The 18,161-nt window shown below is 64.7% G+C and carries 15 protein-coding genes and 1 tRNA gene; 12 read left to right on the top strand and 4 right to left on the bottom strand.

Going from position 1 to position 18,161, the window contains the following annotated elements:
• The first annotated feature begins 105 nt into the window (after window positions 1-105).
• A tRNA-Asn gene (locus MJO58_RS18380) sits at window positions 106-178 on the top strand.
• Window positions 179-405: 227 nt separating this feature from the next.
• The gene (locus MJO58_RS18375; RefSeq protein ID WP_239720400.1) at window positions 406-684 is read left to right on the top strand and encodes a DUF3349 domain-containing protein; all 279 of its coding nucleotides are present in this window, start codon (window positions 406-408) and stop codon (window positions 682-684) included.
• A gap of 8 nt (window positions 685-692) precedes the next feature.
• On the opposite strand, the gene MJO58_RS18370 is transcribed toward MJO58_RS18375, so the two are convergent.
• The 4 genes from MJO58_RS18370 to MJO58_RS18355 form a co-directional block, all read right to left on the bottom strand.
• Complete coding sequence (locus MJO58_RS18370) at window positions 693-2,339, bottom strand: NAD-dependent malic enzyme (RefSeq protein ID WP_239720399.1); 1,647 nt, start codon at window positions 2,337-2,339, stop codon at window positions 693-695.
• 86 nt (window positions 2,340-2,425) lie between these two features.
• A complete protein-coding gene (gene cysE, locus MJO58_RS18365) occupies window positions 2,426-3,118 on the bottom strand; it encodes a serine O-acetyltransferase (protein WP_239720397.1) in 693 nt (230 codons plus the stop codon).
• A 2-nt stretch (window positions 3,119-3,120) separates the two neighbouring features.
• The gene (cysK, locus tag MJO58_RS18360) at window positions 3,121-4,053 is read right to left on the bottom strand and encodes a cysteine synthase A (protein ID WP_239720395.1); all 933 of its coding nucleotides are present in this window, start codon (window positions 4,051-4,053) and stop codon (window positions 3,121-3,123) included.
• Window positions 4,050-5,339: a thioester domain-containing protein gene (locus MJO58_RS18355; RefSeq protein WP_239720394.1), complete on the bottom strand. Its 1,290-nt coding sequence runs from the start codon at window positions 5,337-5,339 to the stop codon at window positions 4,050-4,052. Before MJO58_RS18355 ends, cysK begins: the two co-directional genes overlap by 4 nt.
• A 363-nt stretch (window positions 5,340-5,702) precedes the next feature.
• Between MJO58_RS18355 and MJO58_RS18350 the strand changes: the two genes are divergently transcribed.
• The 10 genes from MJO58_RS18350 to MJO58_RS18305 all read left to right on the top strand — a co-directional run bounded on the left by MJO58_RS18350 (window position 5,703) and on the right by MJO58_RS18305 (window position 18,145).
• Window positions 5,703-6,638 (top strand): family 2A encapsulin nanocompartment shell protein, encoded by a 936-nt coding sequence (locus MJO58_RS18350; protein ID WP_239720393.1) that lies wholly within the window; start codon window positions 5,703-5,705, stop codon window positions 6,636-6,638.
• Window positions 6,625-8,514, top strand: a complete 1,890-nt coding sequence (locus MJO58_RS18345; RefSeq protein ID WP_239720391.1) for a family 2A encapsulin nanocompartment cargo protein cysteine desulfurase — start codon at window positions 6,625-6,627, stop codon at window positions 8,512-8,514. The genes MJO58_RS18350 and MJO58_RS18345 overlap by 14 nt, the downstream gene beginning before the upstream one ends.
• A gap of 624 nt (window positions 8,515-9,138) precedes the next feature.
• Window positions 9,139-9,906: an MlaE family ABC transporter permease gene (locus MJO58_RS18340; protein WP_090603872.1), complete on the top strand. Its 768-nt coding sequence runs from the start codon at window positions 9,139-9,141 to the stop codon at window positions 9,904-9,906.
• Window positions 9,903-10,751, top strand: a complete 849-nt coding sequence (locus tag MJO58_RS18335; RefSeq protein ID WP_239720390.1) for an ABC transporter permease — start codon at window positions 9,903-9,905, stop codon at window positions 10,749-10,751. The genes MJO58_RS18340 and MJO58_RS18335 overlap by 4 nt, the downstream gene beginning before the upstream one ends.
• Before the next feature lie 3 nt (window positions 10,752-10,754).
• Window positions 10,755-12,023 (top strand): MCE family protein, encoded by a 1,269-nt coding sequence (locus MJO58_RS18330; protein ID WP_090603868.1) that lies wholly within the window; start codon window positions 10,755-10,757, stop codon window positions 12,021-12,023.
• The gene (locus tag MJO58_RS18325; protein WP_090603866.1) at window positions 12,020-13,048 is read left to right on the top strand and encodes an MCE family protein; all 1,029 of its coding nucleotides are present in this window, start codon (window positions 12,020-12,022) and stop codon (window positions 13,046-13,048) included. Before MJO58_RS18330 ends, MJO58_RS18325 begins: the two co-directional genes overlap by 4 nt.
• Window positions 13,045-14,226, top strand: a complete 1,182-nt coding sequence (locus tag MJO58_RS18320) for an MCE family protein (RefSeq protein ID WP_239720389.1) — start codon at window positions 13,045-13,047, stop codon at window positions 14,224-14,226. The genes MJO58_RS18325 and MJO58_RS18320 overlap by 4 nt, the downstream gene beginning before the upstream one ends.
• Window positions 14,223-15,557 (top strand): virulence factor Mce family protein, encoded by a 1,335-nt coding sequence (locus MJO58_RS18315; protein ID WP_239720388.1) that lies wholly within the window; start codon window positions 14,223-14,225, stop codon window positions 15,555-15,557. The genes MJO58_RS18320 and MJO58_RS18315 overlap by 4 nt, the downstream gene beginning before the upstream one ends.
• The gene (locus MJO58_RS18310) at window positions 15,554-16,675 is read left to right on the top strand and encodes an MCE family protein (protein ID WP_276553174.1); all 1,122 of its coding nucleotides are present in this window, start codon (window positions 15,554-15,556) and stop codon (window positions 16,673-16,675) included. Before MJO58_RS18315 ends, MJO58_RS18310 begins: the two co-directional genes overlap by 4 nt.
• Entirely contained in the window at window positions 16,676-18,145 is a 1,470-nt protein-coding gene (locus MJO58_RS18305; RefSeq protein WP_239720386.1) for an MCE family protein, read from the top strand.
• Window positions 18,146-18,161 lie beyond the last annotated feature (16 nt).

Genomic DNA, 18,161 nt, shown 5'->3' with positions numbered 1-18,161 from the left:
GGTCGAGCCGGGCGCGCACGGCCGGCCGGCGAACTTGGGCGCGGCCATGCCAGTACGCTAGAGTCGTCCAGCGATCCGCGCCAGATTTCGCGCGGGCCAGGTTAATCCCCTGTAGCTCAATTGGCAGAGCATTCGGCTGTTAACCGAAGGGTTGGTGGTTCGAGTCCACCCGGGGGAGCAGGCAACGGCGCATCGTTAGCGCGCATCTTCAGCTCAGTGTGCTCAGGGGCGCCGGCGACGGGGGGCTCGGCATCCGATGGTTCGAAATTTGACATGTGTACAGAGCATGGTGCGTTTACGTCACCGTCAGTTAAGTAGCGATGCATACGGTTTGACCGTCGCATTCGTGTGTGCCCGCACATGACGGCAGGAGGGGGGTGTCGCACGGTGCCGTTGAGCGGATTGGTGACCACATTCGACGCTGTCATTCGCGCCGGCTACCCGCATGGGGTGCCGTACTCCGACTACGTCCCGCTGCTGGCGCTGCTGCGGCGGCGCATGCCCGACAACGCGGTGGCCGCCGTGGCGACCCACGTGGCGACCAGCGGCGACCTGAACATCAATGCCGCCGACATCCGTGCCGCCATCACCCGCGTCGCGGCCGAACTGCCGTGTGCGGCCGATCTCGAACGTGTCCAGGGCCGGCTCGCGGCGATCGTCGAATTGACCCAACAGTCCGCGTAGTGACGGGTCTAGTCGTATCTCGGTCGCCACATCGTGTCGAGGGCGGCTTGGCGCGGGTCCTCATGTGTTCGGGTGGCCACCCCGTCGGCGACGGCGGCGTGATAGACCGCCTCGGCGACCGCCGACGAGACGGCGCACAAGTTCTGCACATCCGGCAGCAGTGAGTCCCCGAGTTTCGTGGGACTAGCCTGTCCCGCAATGGCTTTCGCGGCCGCGTGCAACATGGCCCGGGTCAGCCGCCGTGCCCCGGCCACGATGATGCCCAGCCCGAGCCCGGGGAACACCAGCACGTTGTTGGCCTGGCCGATGCTGTACGTGACGCCGTTGTATTCGGTAGGGGCGACCGGGGTTCCGGTCGCCACCAGCGCCCGGCCGTTCGACCACGCCAACACGTCGGCCGGCATGGCTTCCATCCGTGAGGTCGGGTTGGACAGCGGGAAGATCATCGGGCGTTCGCAGGCGGCTGCCATCGCCTCCACGACCTCGCGGGTGAATGCCCCGAAAACAGTTGAGCAGCCCAGCAGTAGCGTGGGGGAGGCCAATTTGATGGCCTCGACCAGCCCGACCCGTTCCCCGGCCGGTACGCCCAGCTGTTGACGGTTCTTGGCGTAGGGCACCTGGAAGTCGCGCAGGTCGTTCATGTCGTCGAACAGCAAGCCCTGCTTGTCGATGGCCCAGATCGCAGCCGTGGCTTGTTCGACGCTGGCGCCGTCGTCGACCATCGCGTCGCGGATCTGGTCGGCGACACCGACTCCGGCGGTTCCGGCGCCGAACACGATCGTCTTCTGCTCGCGCAGCGGCACCCCGGTGACATGGGCTGCGCCGTGCGCGGCGGCTACCACCACGGCGCCGGTGCCCTGCACGTCGTCGTTGAACACGCAGTAGTCGTCGCCGTAGGTCCGCAGGATCTTTCGCGCGTTGATCGGCCCGAAGTCCTCGAAATGAAGGATGGCGTTGGGAAACAACCGATTGGCGGTTTCGATGTAGCGCTTGATGAAGTCGTCGTATTCGGCGCCCTGGCGCCGCGCGTGGCGATTCCCCAGATAGAACGGATCCTGCAGCAGTTGTTCGTTATTCGTGCCGACATCGAGTGAGACCGGAATGCAGCGGCGTGGATCGATACCGCCGCCGGCGGTGTAGAGCGCCAACTTGCCCACCGCGATTTGAATGCCTCCGACGCCCCAGTCGCCGATGCCGAGGATGGCCTCGGCGTCGGTGCACACGATCAGGTCGACGTCGTCGGGTCCTAACCCGAACGTTTGGAAGGCCTCGGCGATCTCGTCGGGTTCGTCGATGCTCAGAAACAGGCCGCGCTGGCCGCGGTATTCGTCGGAGAAGCGTTGGATGGCCTCGCCGACCGTGGGTGTGTAGACCACCGGCATCAGCTCGGGCAGGTGATCTTCGAGCACCTTGTAGTACAGCAACTCGTGGCGGTAGTGCAGCTGCTCGAGGAGCAGATTTCGCCCGAGATCTGTTGACATGCTTTGTAATTGATGCCACACCCGGCCGGCTTGCTCTTCGAGTGTCAGTACCGCCGATGGAAGTCGCCCGGTCAGCCCGAGCCGCCGTCGTTCTTCGTGAGTGAAGCCGACACCACGGTTGAGGCTGGGCGAGGACATCGCTATCGGAATCCGTGGCACGTGGCCGTCGCTCATCGGAAGCCTCCGTCGTCGAGTCGTACGTCAAGTCACGGTAGCGCTGCTCGCGGTAAACGTATCTTGAAGAGCAACTGACGACGCAGTCAGATGGAGAAGTCCTCGCCGTGCCATACCCCGGCTTCGGGTGGCCGGATCACCCGGCCGGTTTCGGTAACGGTGTCGTCATCGCTGAGGGCTTCGAGCTTGGCCACGCGGGTGAGCAGGGACTGCAGGCTGACCCCGACCAGATCGGGCATCATTGCGTCGTCCTCGTGGCCGCGGGCCAGGCGGGTAACGACCTGGCCGGGAACGCCGACGACGACGGAGCTGGTCGGTACCTCTTTGACGACGACGGCATTGGCGCCGATCCGGCTGTCGTCGCCGATTTTGATCGGGCCCAGGACCTTGGCGCCGGCGCCGATGATCACGCGGTCACCGATCGTGGGGTGGCGTTTGCCGATATCCGCGCCGGTGCCGCCGAGGGTGACGCCGTGATAGATCGTGACGTCGTCGCCGACCTCCGCGGTTTCCCCGATCACGATGCCGGTGGCGTGGTCGATGAACAGGCCGGAGCCGAGAATCGCGCCCGGGTGGATCTCGACCCCGGTCAGGATGCGGGTGAATTCCGCCAGCACCCGCGCGGCCAGCCGCGCGCCGCGGTTCCACAGCCGCTGGCTGATCCGATGGCCCCAGATCGCGTGCACGCCCGGGTAAGCGAAGATGACCTGCAGCGTCGTCGGCCTGGCCGGATCTCGCTCCTTGGCCGCCCGGATGTCTCGCCGCATGGTCTCGAACATGGCTAGTCGGCCAAGTCCGCGAACAACGGCGTGCTGAGGTAGCGCTCGCCGAAGGACGGCAATATGACGACGACAAGCTTGCCGGCGTTTTCCGGCCGGCGGGCCACTTGCAGAGCGGCGGCGACGGCCGCACCGGACGAGATGCCGACCAGTAGGCCCTCCTCGCGGGCCAGCCGCCTTGCCAGGTTGATCGAGTCGTCATTGCCGACGGTGATGATCTCGTCGATCAGATCTAGGTCGAGCACCGGCGGGATGAACCCGGCGCCGATGCCCTGAATAGGGTGCGGGCCCTTCTGGCCGCCGGACAGCACCGGCGACGCGGACGGTTCCACGGCGACGAATTGCACCGAGGGCTTGCGCTCCTTGATGACCTGCGCGACTCCGGTGATGGTGCCGCCGGTGCCGACCCCCGCGACGAAAAAGTCGATCTTGCCTTCGGTGTCTTGCCACACCTCTTCGGCGGTGGTCTTGCGGTGGATCGCTGGATTCGCGGGGTTCTCGAACTGCTGCGGGATGAAATACCGCTGGTCGGTTTTGGCCAGTTCCTCGGCCTTGGCAATGGCGCCCGGCATTCCCTCGGCACCCGGGGTCAGGATGATTTCGGCGCCGTAGGCGCGCAGCACCTTGCGCCGCTCGACGCTCATCGTCTCGGGCATGGTCAGCACCAGCTTGTAGCCGCGCGCCGCGGCCACCATCGCGAGGGCGATCCCGGTGTTTCCACTGGTCGGCTCGAGGATGATCGTGTCCGGCTTGATCAGACCGGCCTCCTCGGCTGCGTCGATCAGGGACACCCCGATGCGATCCTTGACGCTGGCCGCCGGGTTGAACGATTCCAACTTGGCGACAACGTCCGCGCCCGCGCCGTCCGTCACCCGGTTCAGCCGGACCAGCGGTGTATGTCCGACGAGCTGCGTGATGTTCTCGGCGATGCTCATGAAACTTCCTCCACGATATCGATACAAGACTCATCGGCCGGCCAGGTGATTTCGAATTCGACGGCCACGTCTGTGGGTACGGTCAGGGCGATCGGTGTGAATCGTTGCGACGCCTCCTCTAGCGCCACTCCAGTCAGGACTCGTCCCTTGAGGTTATGCGGTGTTGTCGCGGTCAGTGTGGTGGCGCGGGTACCCGGGGCGGGACGCAGATAAAAGTCCCGGCCGGGTGAAACCATGTCTCGGATGGTTCGGCCGTCGGCGTCGACCAGTGTGTGCCCGTCAGTGACGTTGAGCGTCAATGGGATTGGCACTTGGAACGGTCCTACGAGTTCGGAGTCGGCTGTTGCGTGCGTATCAACAAGTTGGGCGTCGTCGGTATCGGGTGCGGCCTTGTTCGCGCCGGTCAGTAGGTAATTGTAGAGGTGCACGATTCGGTCGGCGTTGCGGTAGTGGCGACTACCGGTGAGCCAGAAGCGGACATAGTCGATGGTCGGGTTGTCAGCGTGGGTGGCCGCGACGAGCCGGTAATAGCGGTAGCCGCGTCCCCCGATGCCGTGGCTGCTGGCCGACACCGTGCTGCCCACGCCGAGTGTGCGTTGGTGGCGGCCACTTCCGGTGGCCACGGTCAACCGCGAACCCGAAATATCTTGCCAGACAACGCCATCAGCAGACTTTTGCAGCTTCAAAGTGGTGGGCGCCTCGGCATCGGTCCACACCGAGTAGCCACCCAGTTGCGGCTCGCCGTCGAACTCGAACGTGGTCGTGCCGCCCGGCTGCCGCTGCACCGCCAGGGGTACGTTCAGCGGGCGGGTGTGCAGATCGAGGCCGTTGGTGAAATGCCAGATCGCGGCCTGAGTTGCGGCGATGGCCTCATGTTCGCTGATGTTGGCGCGCCCCAGCGGGTAGCCCGCCTCGCGTACGCGCCTGCTGAGTTCGGCAATCGGCAGCACTGGGTACGAGTGGCGCAGAATCCAATCCACCTCGGCTTCGTAGCCACGAGTGTGCAGGTGCGGCACTGCCGACCAGGTCCCCAGCCGGTAGCGCGACGGGCGATGCGGCGCGATGCCGGTGAAATCCAGCGAATAGGCCTGCAGGTTGGGGTGCAGCCGGATCAGATCGGTGCGCGCCCAGCTGCCGTCGGCAAACACGATCTTGTCGATGGTGTGCGAGTACGTGCCCCCGCGGTAGCGCGTCATATGGCTGAGTTGAGTGGCCGGGCGCACGAGTACGCGCCGGCGGGTAGCCACCCGCGCCAGGGCGCGAGTGGGCATGGATAACACGGTCATGAGCGGTTGATCTTCCTGAAAGTAGCTGGCACGCATATCTGTGACCCCGGCTGGCTGGTGGTCCAACCCGCCTGCGGGTAGCGCGAGGATTTCTACAGCGGCAGAGGCGTCAGGAAATCAACAACAGCAACAACAACAGCACACGGCGAGGCAGCGCGAAGGAACGAAGCGCAGCTGAAAGGCCTGTGGCATAGCCCCACTATAGGGCATCGGCAACTTGCGGCACTTCTGCTCACGCCCGGTCTAACTCTGTCCGATCCCGCCGGCCTGCGCCTACGCTCAGCGCGCGGCCGGGCACCTGGTGATGGATCATGGGTCTACCCGACGTCGCCGCAGTATTCGGCCAGGCACGGAAGGATCACGATGACAGCAGCCAGCTCGGGGGCACAAAACGAGTCTCAGGCACTTGGCGATCTCGCCGCCCGCCAGCTTGCCAACGCGACCAAAACTGTTCCGCAGCTCTCGACGATCACGCCCCGGTGGCTGCTGCATCTGCTCAGCTGGGTCCCGGTCGAGGCCGGTCTCTACCGGGTGAACCGGGTGATCAACCCGGAGCAGGTCGCGATCAAGGCCGAAGAGGGGGCCGGCACCGAAGAGCCGCTGCCCGAGACCTATGTCGACTACGAGACCAGCCCGCGCGAGTACACGCTGCGCACGATTTCGACGCTGCTCGACATCCACACCCGGGTTTCCGACCTGTACTCCAGCCCGCACGACCAGGTCGCCCAGCAGTTGCGGCTGACCATCGAGACGATCAAGGAGCGCCAGGAATTCGAGCTGGTCAACAGCCCGGAGTACGGCTTGCTGGCCCAGGCGACTCCAGAGCAGACCATTCAGACGGTGGGTGGCGCGCCGACCCCGGACGACCTGGACGCGCTGATCACCAAGGTCTGGAAGACGCCGAGCTTCTTCCTGACCCACCCGTTGGGCATCGCCGCGTTCGGGCGGGAGGCCACCTTCCGCGGCGTGCCGCCGCCGGTGGTCAGCCTGTTCGGGGCGCAGTTCATCACCTGGCGGGGCATTCCGCTGATCCCGTCGGACAAGGTTCCGGTCGAGGACGGCAAGACCAAGTTCATCCTGGTGCGCACCGGTGAGGAACGTCAGGGCGTGGTGGGACTGTTCCAGCCGGGCCTCGTCGGCGAGCAGGCTCCAGGGCTGTCGGTACGATTTACCGGCATCAACCAGTCGGCCATCGCGACCTACCTGGTCACCCTCTACACGTCCCTTGCTGTCCTCACCGACGACGCGCTCGCCGTGCTCGACGACGTCGCCGTGGACCAGTTCCATGAGTACAAGTGAGTACCGGTCGGTAGACGCCGAAAGCGAGCTGCCCATCAGCGCCACGGAACTCGCGGCACTGGCCACGCAGTTGTATGCGGCCAGCATTCGGCCCGGACCCGACAGCCCGCCGCAGACGGCACCGGTTGCACCGCGGGGCAGCGTGCCGGATACCACCGCGGCCACGTCGGCCGCTCACACCGCCGGAGGCTCGTCGGACCTGTATTCGGCGCCCGTCCCGCTGATCGGTGTCACCGACATCTACGTGCCGGCGCCGACGTCGCCGGAGCCTGAAGGTCTGCCGCAGACTGCGCCGGTCGCTCCGCGCGGCAGCGTGCCCGATACGACGGCCGCGCCGGCGGTGGCCGCGGGTAGCATCGCCAACCCCTACCTGCCGCCCGGACTCAGTGACCTCAGTGCCTTCGCAGTCCCCAGCCAGGGCATCGTCGCAACGGTGCCCGGTGTGCTGGCCGGAACGACGCCGACCGTTGCGGTGGCCCCGCGTGGCTCGGCACCGGGGGTCGGGTGGTCGCCGGCGGCGCCGTCGGTTCCCGACCTGGGCTGGTCCGACACGGCCTCCCTCGCACCGAACCCGCCGACCGGCGACGACCACAATTACTACTTCCTCACCGACGCCGGCCCCGTCCCTCGGCTAGCGGACGACCACGAGGTCTTCGACGTCAACGCGATACGGGCGGACTTCCCGATCCTGAAGGAAACGGTCAACGGAAAGCCGCTGATCTGGTTCGACAACGCCGCGACCACCCAGAAGCCCCAGGTGGTGATCGACCGGCTCTCGTACTTCTACGCCCACGAGAACTCCAACATCCACCGCGCGGCACACGAATTGGCGGCGCGCGCGACGGACGCCTACGAAGAAGCCCGCGAAACCGTGCGCAGGTTCATCGGCGCCGAGAAGGCGGAGCAGAACATCTTCGTGCGTGGCACCACCGAGGCGATCAACCTGGTCGCGTACGCTTGGGGCGGCAAGCATTTGGGTCCCGGCGACGAGATCGTCATCACCCACCTCGAACACCACGCCAATATCGTTCCGTGGCAACTGCTCTCACAGCAGACCGGGGCGGTGCTCAAAGTCGCACCGGTCGACGACGCGGGTAATCTGCTGCTCTCCGAGTTCGAGCACCTACTGGGTCCGCGCACGAAGCTGGTTGCGGCGACTCAAGTTTCGAACGCGCTGGGCACGGTGACGCCGGTCGAGAAGATCGTCGAGCTGGGCCACCGTTATGGGGCGCGGGTGCTGATCGACGGTGCGCAGTCGATCCCGCACATTCCCGTCGACGTCGCGGAGCTCGGCGTGGACTTCTTCGTGTTCTCCGGCCACAAGATCTACGGTCCCACCGGGATCGGGGTGCTGTACGGAACCGAGGAGGCGCTGGCCGAGACTCCGCCCTGGCAGGGTGGCGGCAACATGATCGCCGACGTCACGCTGGAACGTTCTCTTTACCAAGGACTTCCGAATAAGTTCGAGGCGGGCACCGGCAACATCGCCGATGCGGTCGGTCTCGGTGAGGCGCTGCGCTACGTGGAGCGGGTCGGCATCGAGCGCATCGCCGCGCACGAGCACGCGTTGCTCGACTACGCGACGCCACGCCTGGCCGATATCCCCGGCGTTCGCCTGGTTGGCACCGCGGACGAGAAGGCCAGCGTGTTGTCCTTCGTGCTGGCGGGTCACGAGCCGCTCGAGGTCGGTAAGGCGCTCAACGCCGAAGGAATCGCGGTGCGTGCCGGACACCACTGTGCCCAACCGATTTTGCGTCGGTACGGGCTGGAGGCAACGGTCCGCCCGTCGTTCGCCTTCTACAACACGTTCGAGGAGATCGACGTCTTCCTGCGGGCCGTGCGCCGAATTGCCGAGGGCGGCACAAACGTCGGTTAGGGCAATTGGCGCGGCGTTGACTGTGCGCTCAGCGATTTCGGTGTGCGCCCACGGTGGCGTAGGGCGGCGTGTCGCCGCCCTTGCCGCACAGACGTCGGGGATCAGCCACCGAAATGTCGTGGTCTGAACCGCTTTTGCGCTCTCCCTGAATGAAACCCTTGTCTTGTGAAAGGCCTGTCGCCGACTGTTGCAGTCTGCGGCGGCAGCAAACACCTGGCCGCGAACTCTCGAATGGGTCCTATGACGGAAAGACATTCGCGCGGCGGTGTCGAAGCCGGCGGTGCGGTGATTGCGTGCTCGCCGTTCCGGCAGCGCTGCCGCGCCCCACCGTGGCCGTAGAAACCTCCACGTCCTGACGTAGCGGCTGCAAGCACGGCCGCGTCCGGGCCGATGTCGCGGTCGTGCGGCCCGGTCACATTTCATCTGGGTGATTGCAAACCTAACGCCGGGGATCGCTTTGCCTCTAAATTTCTGCAATGTTCCATGCGTGCACGCAGGCGGCGCGGTCCGCAGGTAGACAACGCTGAGCGGTTGTCGCCCAGCTAATTACGGATGAGTGAAGATTGTGACGAAAATGGGGGACCGCATGAGGCGAACGGAGCGCCGCCGGTCTAAGCGGGGCCTATGAACGGCACGGCCATCGCCAAGCCCATGAATGCGCTGGGTGAATTCTTCATGCTCAGCGCCGAGGCATTGGTGACTGCGCTGCGACGCCCGTGGGCCTGGCGCGAGATTCTCGAGCAGATCTGGTTCGTCGCGCGGGTGTCGATCTTCCCGACGATCATGCTCTCGATTCCGTACACGGTGCTGATCGTGTTCGTCCTCAACATTCTGCTCGTTGAGATTGGTGCAGGAGACTTGTCCGGTGCAGGCGCGGGCCTGGCCTCGGTCACCCAGGTCGGACCGGTTGTCACGGCGATGGTGGTCTCGGGTGCCGGGTCGACCGCCATGTGCGCCGACTTGGGTGCTCGCACCATCCGTGAGGAAATCGACGCGATGAAGGTCATCGGCGTCAACCCGGTTCAGGCACTGGTGGTTCCGCGCATCATTGCCGCCACCTTCGTCGCGGTGCTGCTCTACTCGGTGGTCGCGGTGACCGGATTGACGGGCAGCTACATCTTCGTGGTGTTCGTGCAGCACGTCACGCCCGGCGCGTTCATCGCGGGCATGACGCTGGTCACCGGTCTTCCGCAGGTGGTGATCTCGCTGATCAAGGCGACCCTGTTCGGGCTGTCTGCCGGCCTGATCGCCTGCTACAAGGGACTTTCGGTGGGCGGTGGCCCGACCGGCGTCGGGAACGCGGTCAACGAGACGGTGGTCTTCTCCTTTATGGCGTTGTTCTTCATCAACATCGTGACCACCGCGCTCGGTGTGAAAGTGACTGCCAAATGACCGATCTCGCACGCGGTCCGTCGTGGCTGGAAGCCCTCGGCCCAAGGCTGGTGGCCTACACCCGCAAGCTGGGGGAGCAGACCGAGTTCTATGGCAAGTCGTTGGCGGCCACGGTTGACGCGGTCCGGCGCTACCCCAACGAGCTGCTGCGGCTGATTGCCGAGATGGGCATGGGCACCGGCGCACTGGCGGTGATCGGCGGCACCGTAGGCATCATCGGATTCTTGACCCTGACCACCGGCGCTCTGGTCGCGGTGCAGGGCTACGACACGCTGTCCAACATCGGCGTCGAAGCGCTGACCGGGTTTCTGTCGGCGTTTCTGAACGTCCGGATGATCGCGCCCTGCACGGCCGGCTTGGCACTGGCGGCCACGATCGGCGCGGGCGCGACGGCACAGCTGGGTGCGATGCGCATCAACGAGGAGATCGATGCGCTGGAAGTCATGGGCATCCGCTCGATCACCTATCTGGCCTCTACGCGGATCATCGCGGGCGTCCTGGTCGTCATTCCGCTCTACGCCGTCGCGGTGCTGATGTCGTTCGTCGCGGCGAAGTTCCTCACGATCTACGCCTACGGCCAGTCGCGGGGCGTGTACGAGCACTACTTCTCCACCTTCTTGCGTCCCAACGACTTGATGTGGTCGTTCCTTTCGGCGCTGACGATGGCGACGGGTGTGATGGTCGTGCACACGTATTACGGCTTTACCGCGACAGGTGGCCCCGCCGGAGTGGGGGAGGCTGTCGGTCGTTCAGTGCGGTCGTCGATGATCGTCACGGCGTTCGTCTGCCTGATGATCTCGCTGTCCGTCTACGGGCAGTCCGGCAACTTCAACCTGTCCGGGTAGTAGATGAGCAACCACAGGGAAAGCGGACCCGGTAGACCAAATAGAGTCCGCGCCAGCAGGATCGACCCGATCTGGTGGGCGCCGACGTTATTCATCCTGATCGGCGGGCTGATCGTGATGACCGCCGGTTCGTTCTCCGGAAAGTTTCAGGATTTCGTCCCGCTCACGTTGGTGTCGGATCGGGCCGGGCTGGTGATGGAACCGGGCGCCAAGGTGAAGTTGCGCGGGGTGCAGGTCGGCACGGTCGCCTCGATCGGCACCGACGTGAAAGCGGCCCAGCTGCAACTGAAGATGGATCCCGGCTCGTTCAAGTATCTACCCAGCAACCTCGAGGCCGAGATCAAGTCGACCACCGCGTTCGGCTCCAAGTACGTCGACCTGATCGTGCCCGAGCAGGCCAGCCACACCCCGTTGCAGCCCGGGGCGGTGGTGCGCTCACGCAATGTCACCGTTGAGGTCAATACGGTCTTCGAAAACCTGCAATCGGTGGTCCAGGCGCTCGACCCGGCCAAGCTGAATGCGATCCTGTCGGCCTTCGCGCAATCGGTACGCGGTAAGGGCGATCGGCTCGGACAGGCGATCACCGATTCGAACAACCTGCTGCTCACCGTCAACCCGCGCATGGACACCATCCACCGGGACTGGCAGTTATTCGGCAAGACCACTGCCATCTATTCCGATGCCGCGCAAGACATCCTGTCGATCCTAGACTCCGCGGCGACCACCAGCACCACCCTGACCGAAAACCAGCGGTCGCTCGACTCGCTGCTGCTGTCCGCGATCGGCTTCAGCCAGACCGGTATCAACGTGATCGGCAGAAACGAACCCAACATCGTGCGGTCGATGAGCCTGCTCGACCCGACCTTGACTCTGTTCAACAAGTACTCGCCGACCTACACGTGCCTGTTTCAGGGGGCGCAGTGGTACGTCGACCACGGTGGTCGAGATGCGCTGGGCGGCAACGGGTATTCGGTGATTCTCGATGCTGCGTTGCTCTTCGGCGACGACCCGTACCGGTTTCCGAAGCACCTTCCGAAGGTCAACGCCACCGGCGGGCCGGGCGGTAGACCCAGCTGCGGTTCGCTACCCGACCCGAGCGCGAACTTCCCGGTGCGCGCGCTGGTCACCGACACCGGTTGGGGCGCGGCGCCGAACGAGATCCGCACCAACGTGGCCGCCGGAAACCCATGGTGGGCAAACTACTTCCCGACCACGAAGAACCCTCCCGAACCGCCACGCTACTTCTGGCGCGGGGGGCAACCGCCACCATGAGAAGGAAACTCTCGAGCATCATCGCCCGTGTCGCAATCTTCACGCTGGTGTGCCTGCTCTTCACCTTTTCGCTGATCGCGGTGTTCGGACAGCTGCGCTTTGAGGACCGCACCGACTTTTCTGCGGTCTTCACGAACATCTCCGGTCTGAAGTCCGGCAACTTTGTTCGCATCGCCGGGGTGGAGGTCGGCAAGGTCGGCGATCTCACTTTGCACCGCGACGGCACCGTCACGGTCGGCTTCGCGATCGACAACGGGATCCGGCTCACCGAGGGCACCAAGGCTGTCGTGCGGTACGAAAACCTAATCGGTGACCGCTATCTCGCGCTCGAAGAAGCGCCGGGGCCGCCGCGCCGGTTGCCGCCGGGCTCGACGATTCCGCTGGCGCGGACGTCGCCCGCTCTTGACATCGATGCGCTTATCGGTGGTTTCCGCCCGTTGTTCCGGGCGCTGGATCCCGATCAGGTCAACGCACTGTCCGGTCAGCTCCTTCGAATCTTCCAGGGACAGGGCGGCACGCTGGCGTCGGTGCTGTCGCAGACCTCGATGCTGACCTCGACGCTGGCCGGGCGCAGCCAATTGATCGGCGAGCTGATCACCAACCTGAATACGGTGCTGCACACTTTCGCCGCGCGCGACCGCGAGTTCTCCGACGGCCTGGACAAACTGGCTCAGTTCGTGGAGGGCCTGGCACAGCGCAAGGACGACATCTCCACCGGGCTGGCCTATGTCAACGCGGCCGCCGGTTCCGTCGCCGATCTGCTTGTCCAGTCCCGGCAGCCGATCAAGGACGTGGTGCACGAGACCGACCGCGTATCCGCACAGGTGGTTTCCGACCGCGACTATGTCGACAAACTGCTCAAGGACCTTCCCGATATCTATCAGGTGCTGGCCCGCCAGGGACTCAACGGTGACTACTTCGGCTTCTACTTCTGCGAGGTTCTGCTGAAGGTCAACGGCAAGGGGGGCAACCCGATCTTCGTCAAACTTCTGGGACAGCCCAGCGGGCGGTGCACGCCCCAATGACAAAGCTGCCCAAGATCAAGCCGCTTGGCCGCCGGAGCCCGTTCGCGCTAGGACTGATGGGCACCGTAATTCTGGCCTGCATCACAGTCGTCGCATTTCAGTACAACAAGCTGCCTTTCGTCAAAAATACGGATGACTACGCCGCCTACTTCTCCGAGGCTGGTGGCATCAAACCCGGCAATACAGTGCGGGTTTCGGGGCTGGGAGTCGGCCGCGTCTCCGATATCCGGCTGGAGGGCACCAAGGTCCGGATCGGCTTCACCGTTCGCCAGGGCATCGAGCTGGGCGACCGCACCGAGGCGGCGATCAAGACCGAAACGATCCTGGGCTCCAAGATGCTGGAGCTCACACCGCGTGGCGAAGGGCGGTTGTCGGGCCCCATTCCGCTGTCCCGCACACACTCGCCTTATGACCTGCCCGACGCGCTGGGCGACCTGACCACCACGATCAGCGGGCTGGACACCGCTCAATTGTCCTCGGCGCTGACGACGTTGGCGGATACCTTCAAGGAGACACCGCCGAACCTACGGCCCGCCTTGGAAGGTGTGGCCCGGTTCTCCGACACTCTCAACGGTCGTGACGCGCAGCTGCGCAACCTGCTCGGCAACGCCAACAAGGTGTCGACCGTGCTGGGCAAGCGCAGTCAGCAGATCGCCGGCCTGGTCGCGAACTCCAACGCGCTATTGGCCGCGTTGCTCGACGAGCGGGATTCGCTGGACGCCCTGATGAACAACCTCACCGCGGTGTCGCATCAAATCTCCGGTTTGGTCGCCGACAACAGAACCCAACTCAAGCCGGCCCTGGACAAGCTCAACGGTGTGCTCGAGATCTTGGACAACCGCAAGGAAGATATTCAGCGCACCTTGCCGAAGTTCAAGCGATACGCGATGTCGTTCGGCGAATGCCTGGGTTCTGGGCCATTTTTCAAGGCCTACGTGGCGAACCTGCTTCCCGGCCAGATCGGTGGGCCGGTCCTGGACGCGGACATGTATGACCGTTTCCTGGATCCCGATCAGAAGTTGCCCTCGGAAGCGGTGGATCCGCCCACCGGAACGCCGCCCGTGCCGCCGGAGAACGCACCGGTCCCGCTGTGGTCGCAGCCGCCTTCACCGCCGCCCTCGACGCCGCCGGTGCGGACCATCCCGCCGCCGTCACCGCATGAATTCGACGGCCCATGAACATGAGTCGAGACACCCTACGGAAGGCCACCGCGATCAGCCTGGTGCTGACGCTGGCCGCGGCGTCGTTCCTGGTCGCCAGGAATCTGTGGAAAGAGGTCGAAAAGAACACGTACTCTGCGTATTTCACGGAGGCCAACGGCCTGTTCGTCGGCGACGAGATTCGCATCCTCGGTGTGGCGGTCGGCGTGGTGGACAAGATTGAGCCGCAGCCCACCAGCTCCAAGGTGACGTTCTCCGTCGACAAGCAGTACCCGGTTCCGGCCGATGCCCGTGCCGCGATCCTGTCCCCGTCGCTGGTGACTTCGCGAGCTATTCAACTCGTCCCGGCATACTCCGGCGGACCCAAACTGAGTCCTGGCGCGTCGATTCCGTTGAACCGCACCGCGGTGCCGGTCGAATGGGACGACTTTCGCAAACAGCTGGAGAAGCTGACCGAGGCGTTACAGCCGACCACTCCGGGCGGGGTCAACTCCGTCGGCGAGTTCGTCAACTCGGCCGCTGATAACCTACGCGGCCAGGGGGACACTGCGCGCGACACCGTCATCAAGCTGTCCCAAGCCATTTCGGCGCTCGGCGATCACGCCGACGACATCTTCAGCACGGTGCGCAATCTGCAGCTCCTGGTCTCGGCCCTGTACTCCAGCAGCGATCTGCTGGCCTCGTTCAACCGGAATCTGGCCAGCGTGACGACGGTACTGACGAACAGCCCCAATGAAATCGGCAATGCGCTCAAGGCTTTGGATGGCGCACTGGTTGATGTACGCGACTTCCTCGCCGAGAACCGGGAATCGATGGGCGTCACGTTCGACCGGCTGGGGTCGATCACGACCGCGCTGAACGACAGCCGCGGCGACATCAAGCAAATCCTGCACATCGCCCCGACGGTGTTCCAGAACTTCCTGAACATCTATCAACCCGCACAGAGCGCGATGACCGGCATCTTGGCGTTGAACAACTTCGCCGACATTCCGCAGTTCATTTGCAGCTCGATCGAAGCGGCATCCCGGGCACGCCTGGCCAGGGTGTCGAAGCTGTGCCTGCAGTACATCAACCCGATCATCAAGAACCGCATCTACAACTACATCCCGGCCGGCATCAATCCGTTTGTCGGGACGCAGGCCCGGCCGAGCGAGATCACCTACAGCGAGGACTGGCTGCGGCCCGGGAACCCGCCCCCGCCACCACCCGAGGCGCCATCGTCGCCCGACGCACCACCACCTGCGGGGCCGCCGCCGGTGCAGGTCGAGGCGCCGCCGCCGCCGAGTGCCGGCATGAGCTCGATTCAGGTGTTGCAGAACCTGATGCTGCCGACGGGGCCTGAATCATGAGACGGGCGATGGCCGCAGTGCTCGGTTTGGTATGTCTCGCTGCGCTTTCCGGGTGCGGATGGCGAGGACTGAATTCGTTCACCCTGCCCGGTACCTCCGGTGGTGGGCCCGGCGCCTACACGATCCAGGCGCAAATGCCCGACGTGGTGACCATTCAGCAGAACACGCGTGTTCGGGTCGACGACGTCAACGTCGGTAACGTCACCAAGATCGAGCTGCAGGATTGGCACGCGCTGGTCACCATGCGCATCAACGGTGATGTGCGCTTGCCGGCCAATTCCACCGCAAAGCTGGGCCAGACCAGCCTGCTCGGTTCGATGCACATTGAGCTCACGCCGCCCAAGGACGAGCCTCCGGTGGGCCAACTCAAAAACGGATCGGTCATCCCGCTGTCGCGTGCGAGCTTGTACCCGACTACCGAGCAGACGTTGGCGTCGGTGTCAATCCTGCTCAACGGCGGGGGAATTGGGCAGTTACAAGAGATCAACCAGGCCGTCGCCAAGGCGTTCGCGGGCCGCGAAAACGACATGCGCAGCCTGCTGAACCAACTGGATGAGTTCATCGCGAAGACCAACGATCAGACCGACGACATCATTGCCGCCGCCGAGAACCTCAACGCTCTGGCGGGCCAGGTTGCCGCCAACGACCCGGTCGTCGACAAGGCCCTGATGACGGTCCCCAAAGCGCTGGCGGTGTTGGCGGCCGAACGCACCCAGATCGCCGAAACCATCGACCAGGTGGGCAAGTTCAGCGCGATCGCGGCCGACACCATTCACCAGAGCAGGGAGTCCCTGGTCAACAATCTGCGCAATATCGCGCCGGTACTGCGCTCGCTTGCCGACGCGGGGCCCTCGCTCACCAGGGGTCTCGATGGCCTGGCGACGTACCCCTGGCCGACGTCCACGGTGCGCAACTGGTTCCGCGGCGACTACGCCAACCTGACCCTGGTCGTCGACTTGACGTTGAGCCGTATCGACCAGGGACTGTTCACCGGCTCGCGATGGGAAGGCAACCTGACTCAACTCGAACTGCTGTGGGGACGCACGATCGGCATGCAGCCCAGCCCGGTCACCGGTGGCAACCCGCTGACCTACCCCTATCACTTCGGGGGGTACTAGATGCTGCGTCTGAATCGCCGTACCTGGATCCAGTTGGCCGTTTTAACCCTGGTCACCGTGGTTTCTTGTGGCGCAATGGCATTCAACTTCATGAAGCTGCCGGCAACGCTGTTCGGCATCGGCGAGTACAGCGTCATTGTCGACCTGCCGCAATCGGGCGGTCTGTACCAGACGTCGGTCGTCACCTACCGCGGCACCGACGTGGGTCAGGTTAAATCGGTCGATGTCACCGCAACCGGGGTGCGCGCGGTGCTCGCGATGCGATCCGGGGTCAAAGTGCCTGCCAATGTTCAGGCTTCGGTGCACAGCCGCTCGGCGATCGGTGAGCAATATATCGAATTGACCCCGCAGCAGGGCAAGGACGGTGAGCAATCCCGGCCGCTGCAGGCCGGCGACGTCATCCCGGCCGGTCACGTCGACGTACCCGTCGACATCGGCCACCTGCTGGACATGACGAACCGCGCGCTGCAAGCGATTCCGCGGGACAATTTGCACACGGTGATCGACGAGACCAACCGGGCGGTCGGCGGACTGGGCCCCGAGCTATCTCGGATCCTCGACGGGTCAACAGCATTGGCCATTGCGGGTGGTCAGACGCTCGACCCGCTCGCCACGCTGATCGACCAATCACCCGCGGTGCTGAGCACACAGGTGCAGACATCGGATGCGATCGCCACCTGGGCCAGTCGAACATCGGCCCTGATGGCGCAGTTCAAGGCACAGGACGCCGCAGTGCGAGATCTGCTGACACAAGGCACTTCTGGCGTCGAAGAGGGGCGCGCATTGCTCGACCGGGTATCGCCGGCACTGCCGGTGCTGTTCGCCAACCTGGTGAGCCTCGGCGACATCGCCGTCGTCTATCGCCACGACATCGAACAACTGCTGGTGCTGCTCCCGCAGGGCATCGCCGCCATGGCGGCGATCATCGTGCCGAGCTCGAACACCAAACAGGAGTACCGGGGCGCGCAGTTGGACTTCAACCTCAACCTCAACCTGCCGCCGCCGTGCACCACCGGGTATCTGCCCCCACAGCAGCGTCGTTCACCGGCCAGCGTCGATGCACCCGACCGCCCGGCAGCAGACCTGTTCTGCCGGCTGCCGCAGGACTCCGAGCTCAATGTCCGCGGCGTACGCAATATTCCGTGTGAGGCCAAACCATGGAAGCGCGCGCCGACGATCGAGCTGTGTGAAAGCGACGAGGAGTATGTGCCGCTCAACGAGGGCTATAACTGGAAGGGCGATCCCAACGCCACCACCAGCGGCCAGGGCGTGCCGATGTACCCGCCGGGACAGGATCCGCGGCTACCACCGCCGCGGGGCACCGCGCCACCGGCCCCGCCGCTCGCGGTCAGCACCTATGACCCGGCCACGGGCGACTACATAGGTCCCGACGGGCGGCATTACACCGAATCCGACTTGGCGCACCCGCGTGCCAAAAACTGGCAATCACTACTGGTGCCGCCAGCTTAGAAGTGAAGGAGAAACC

The organism is Mycobacterium lentiflavum (genome assembly GCF_022374895.2).
GTDB classification, from domain to species: Bacteria; Actinomycetota; Actinomycetes; order Mycobacteriales; family Mycobacteriaceae; genus Mycobacterium; species Mycobacterium lentiflavum.
The sequence above is the reverse complement of the archived record's forward strand: the minus strand, read 5'-3'. Positions and strand labels throughout refer to the sequence as shown.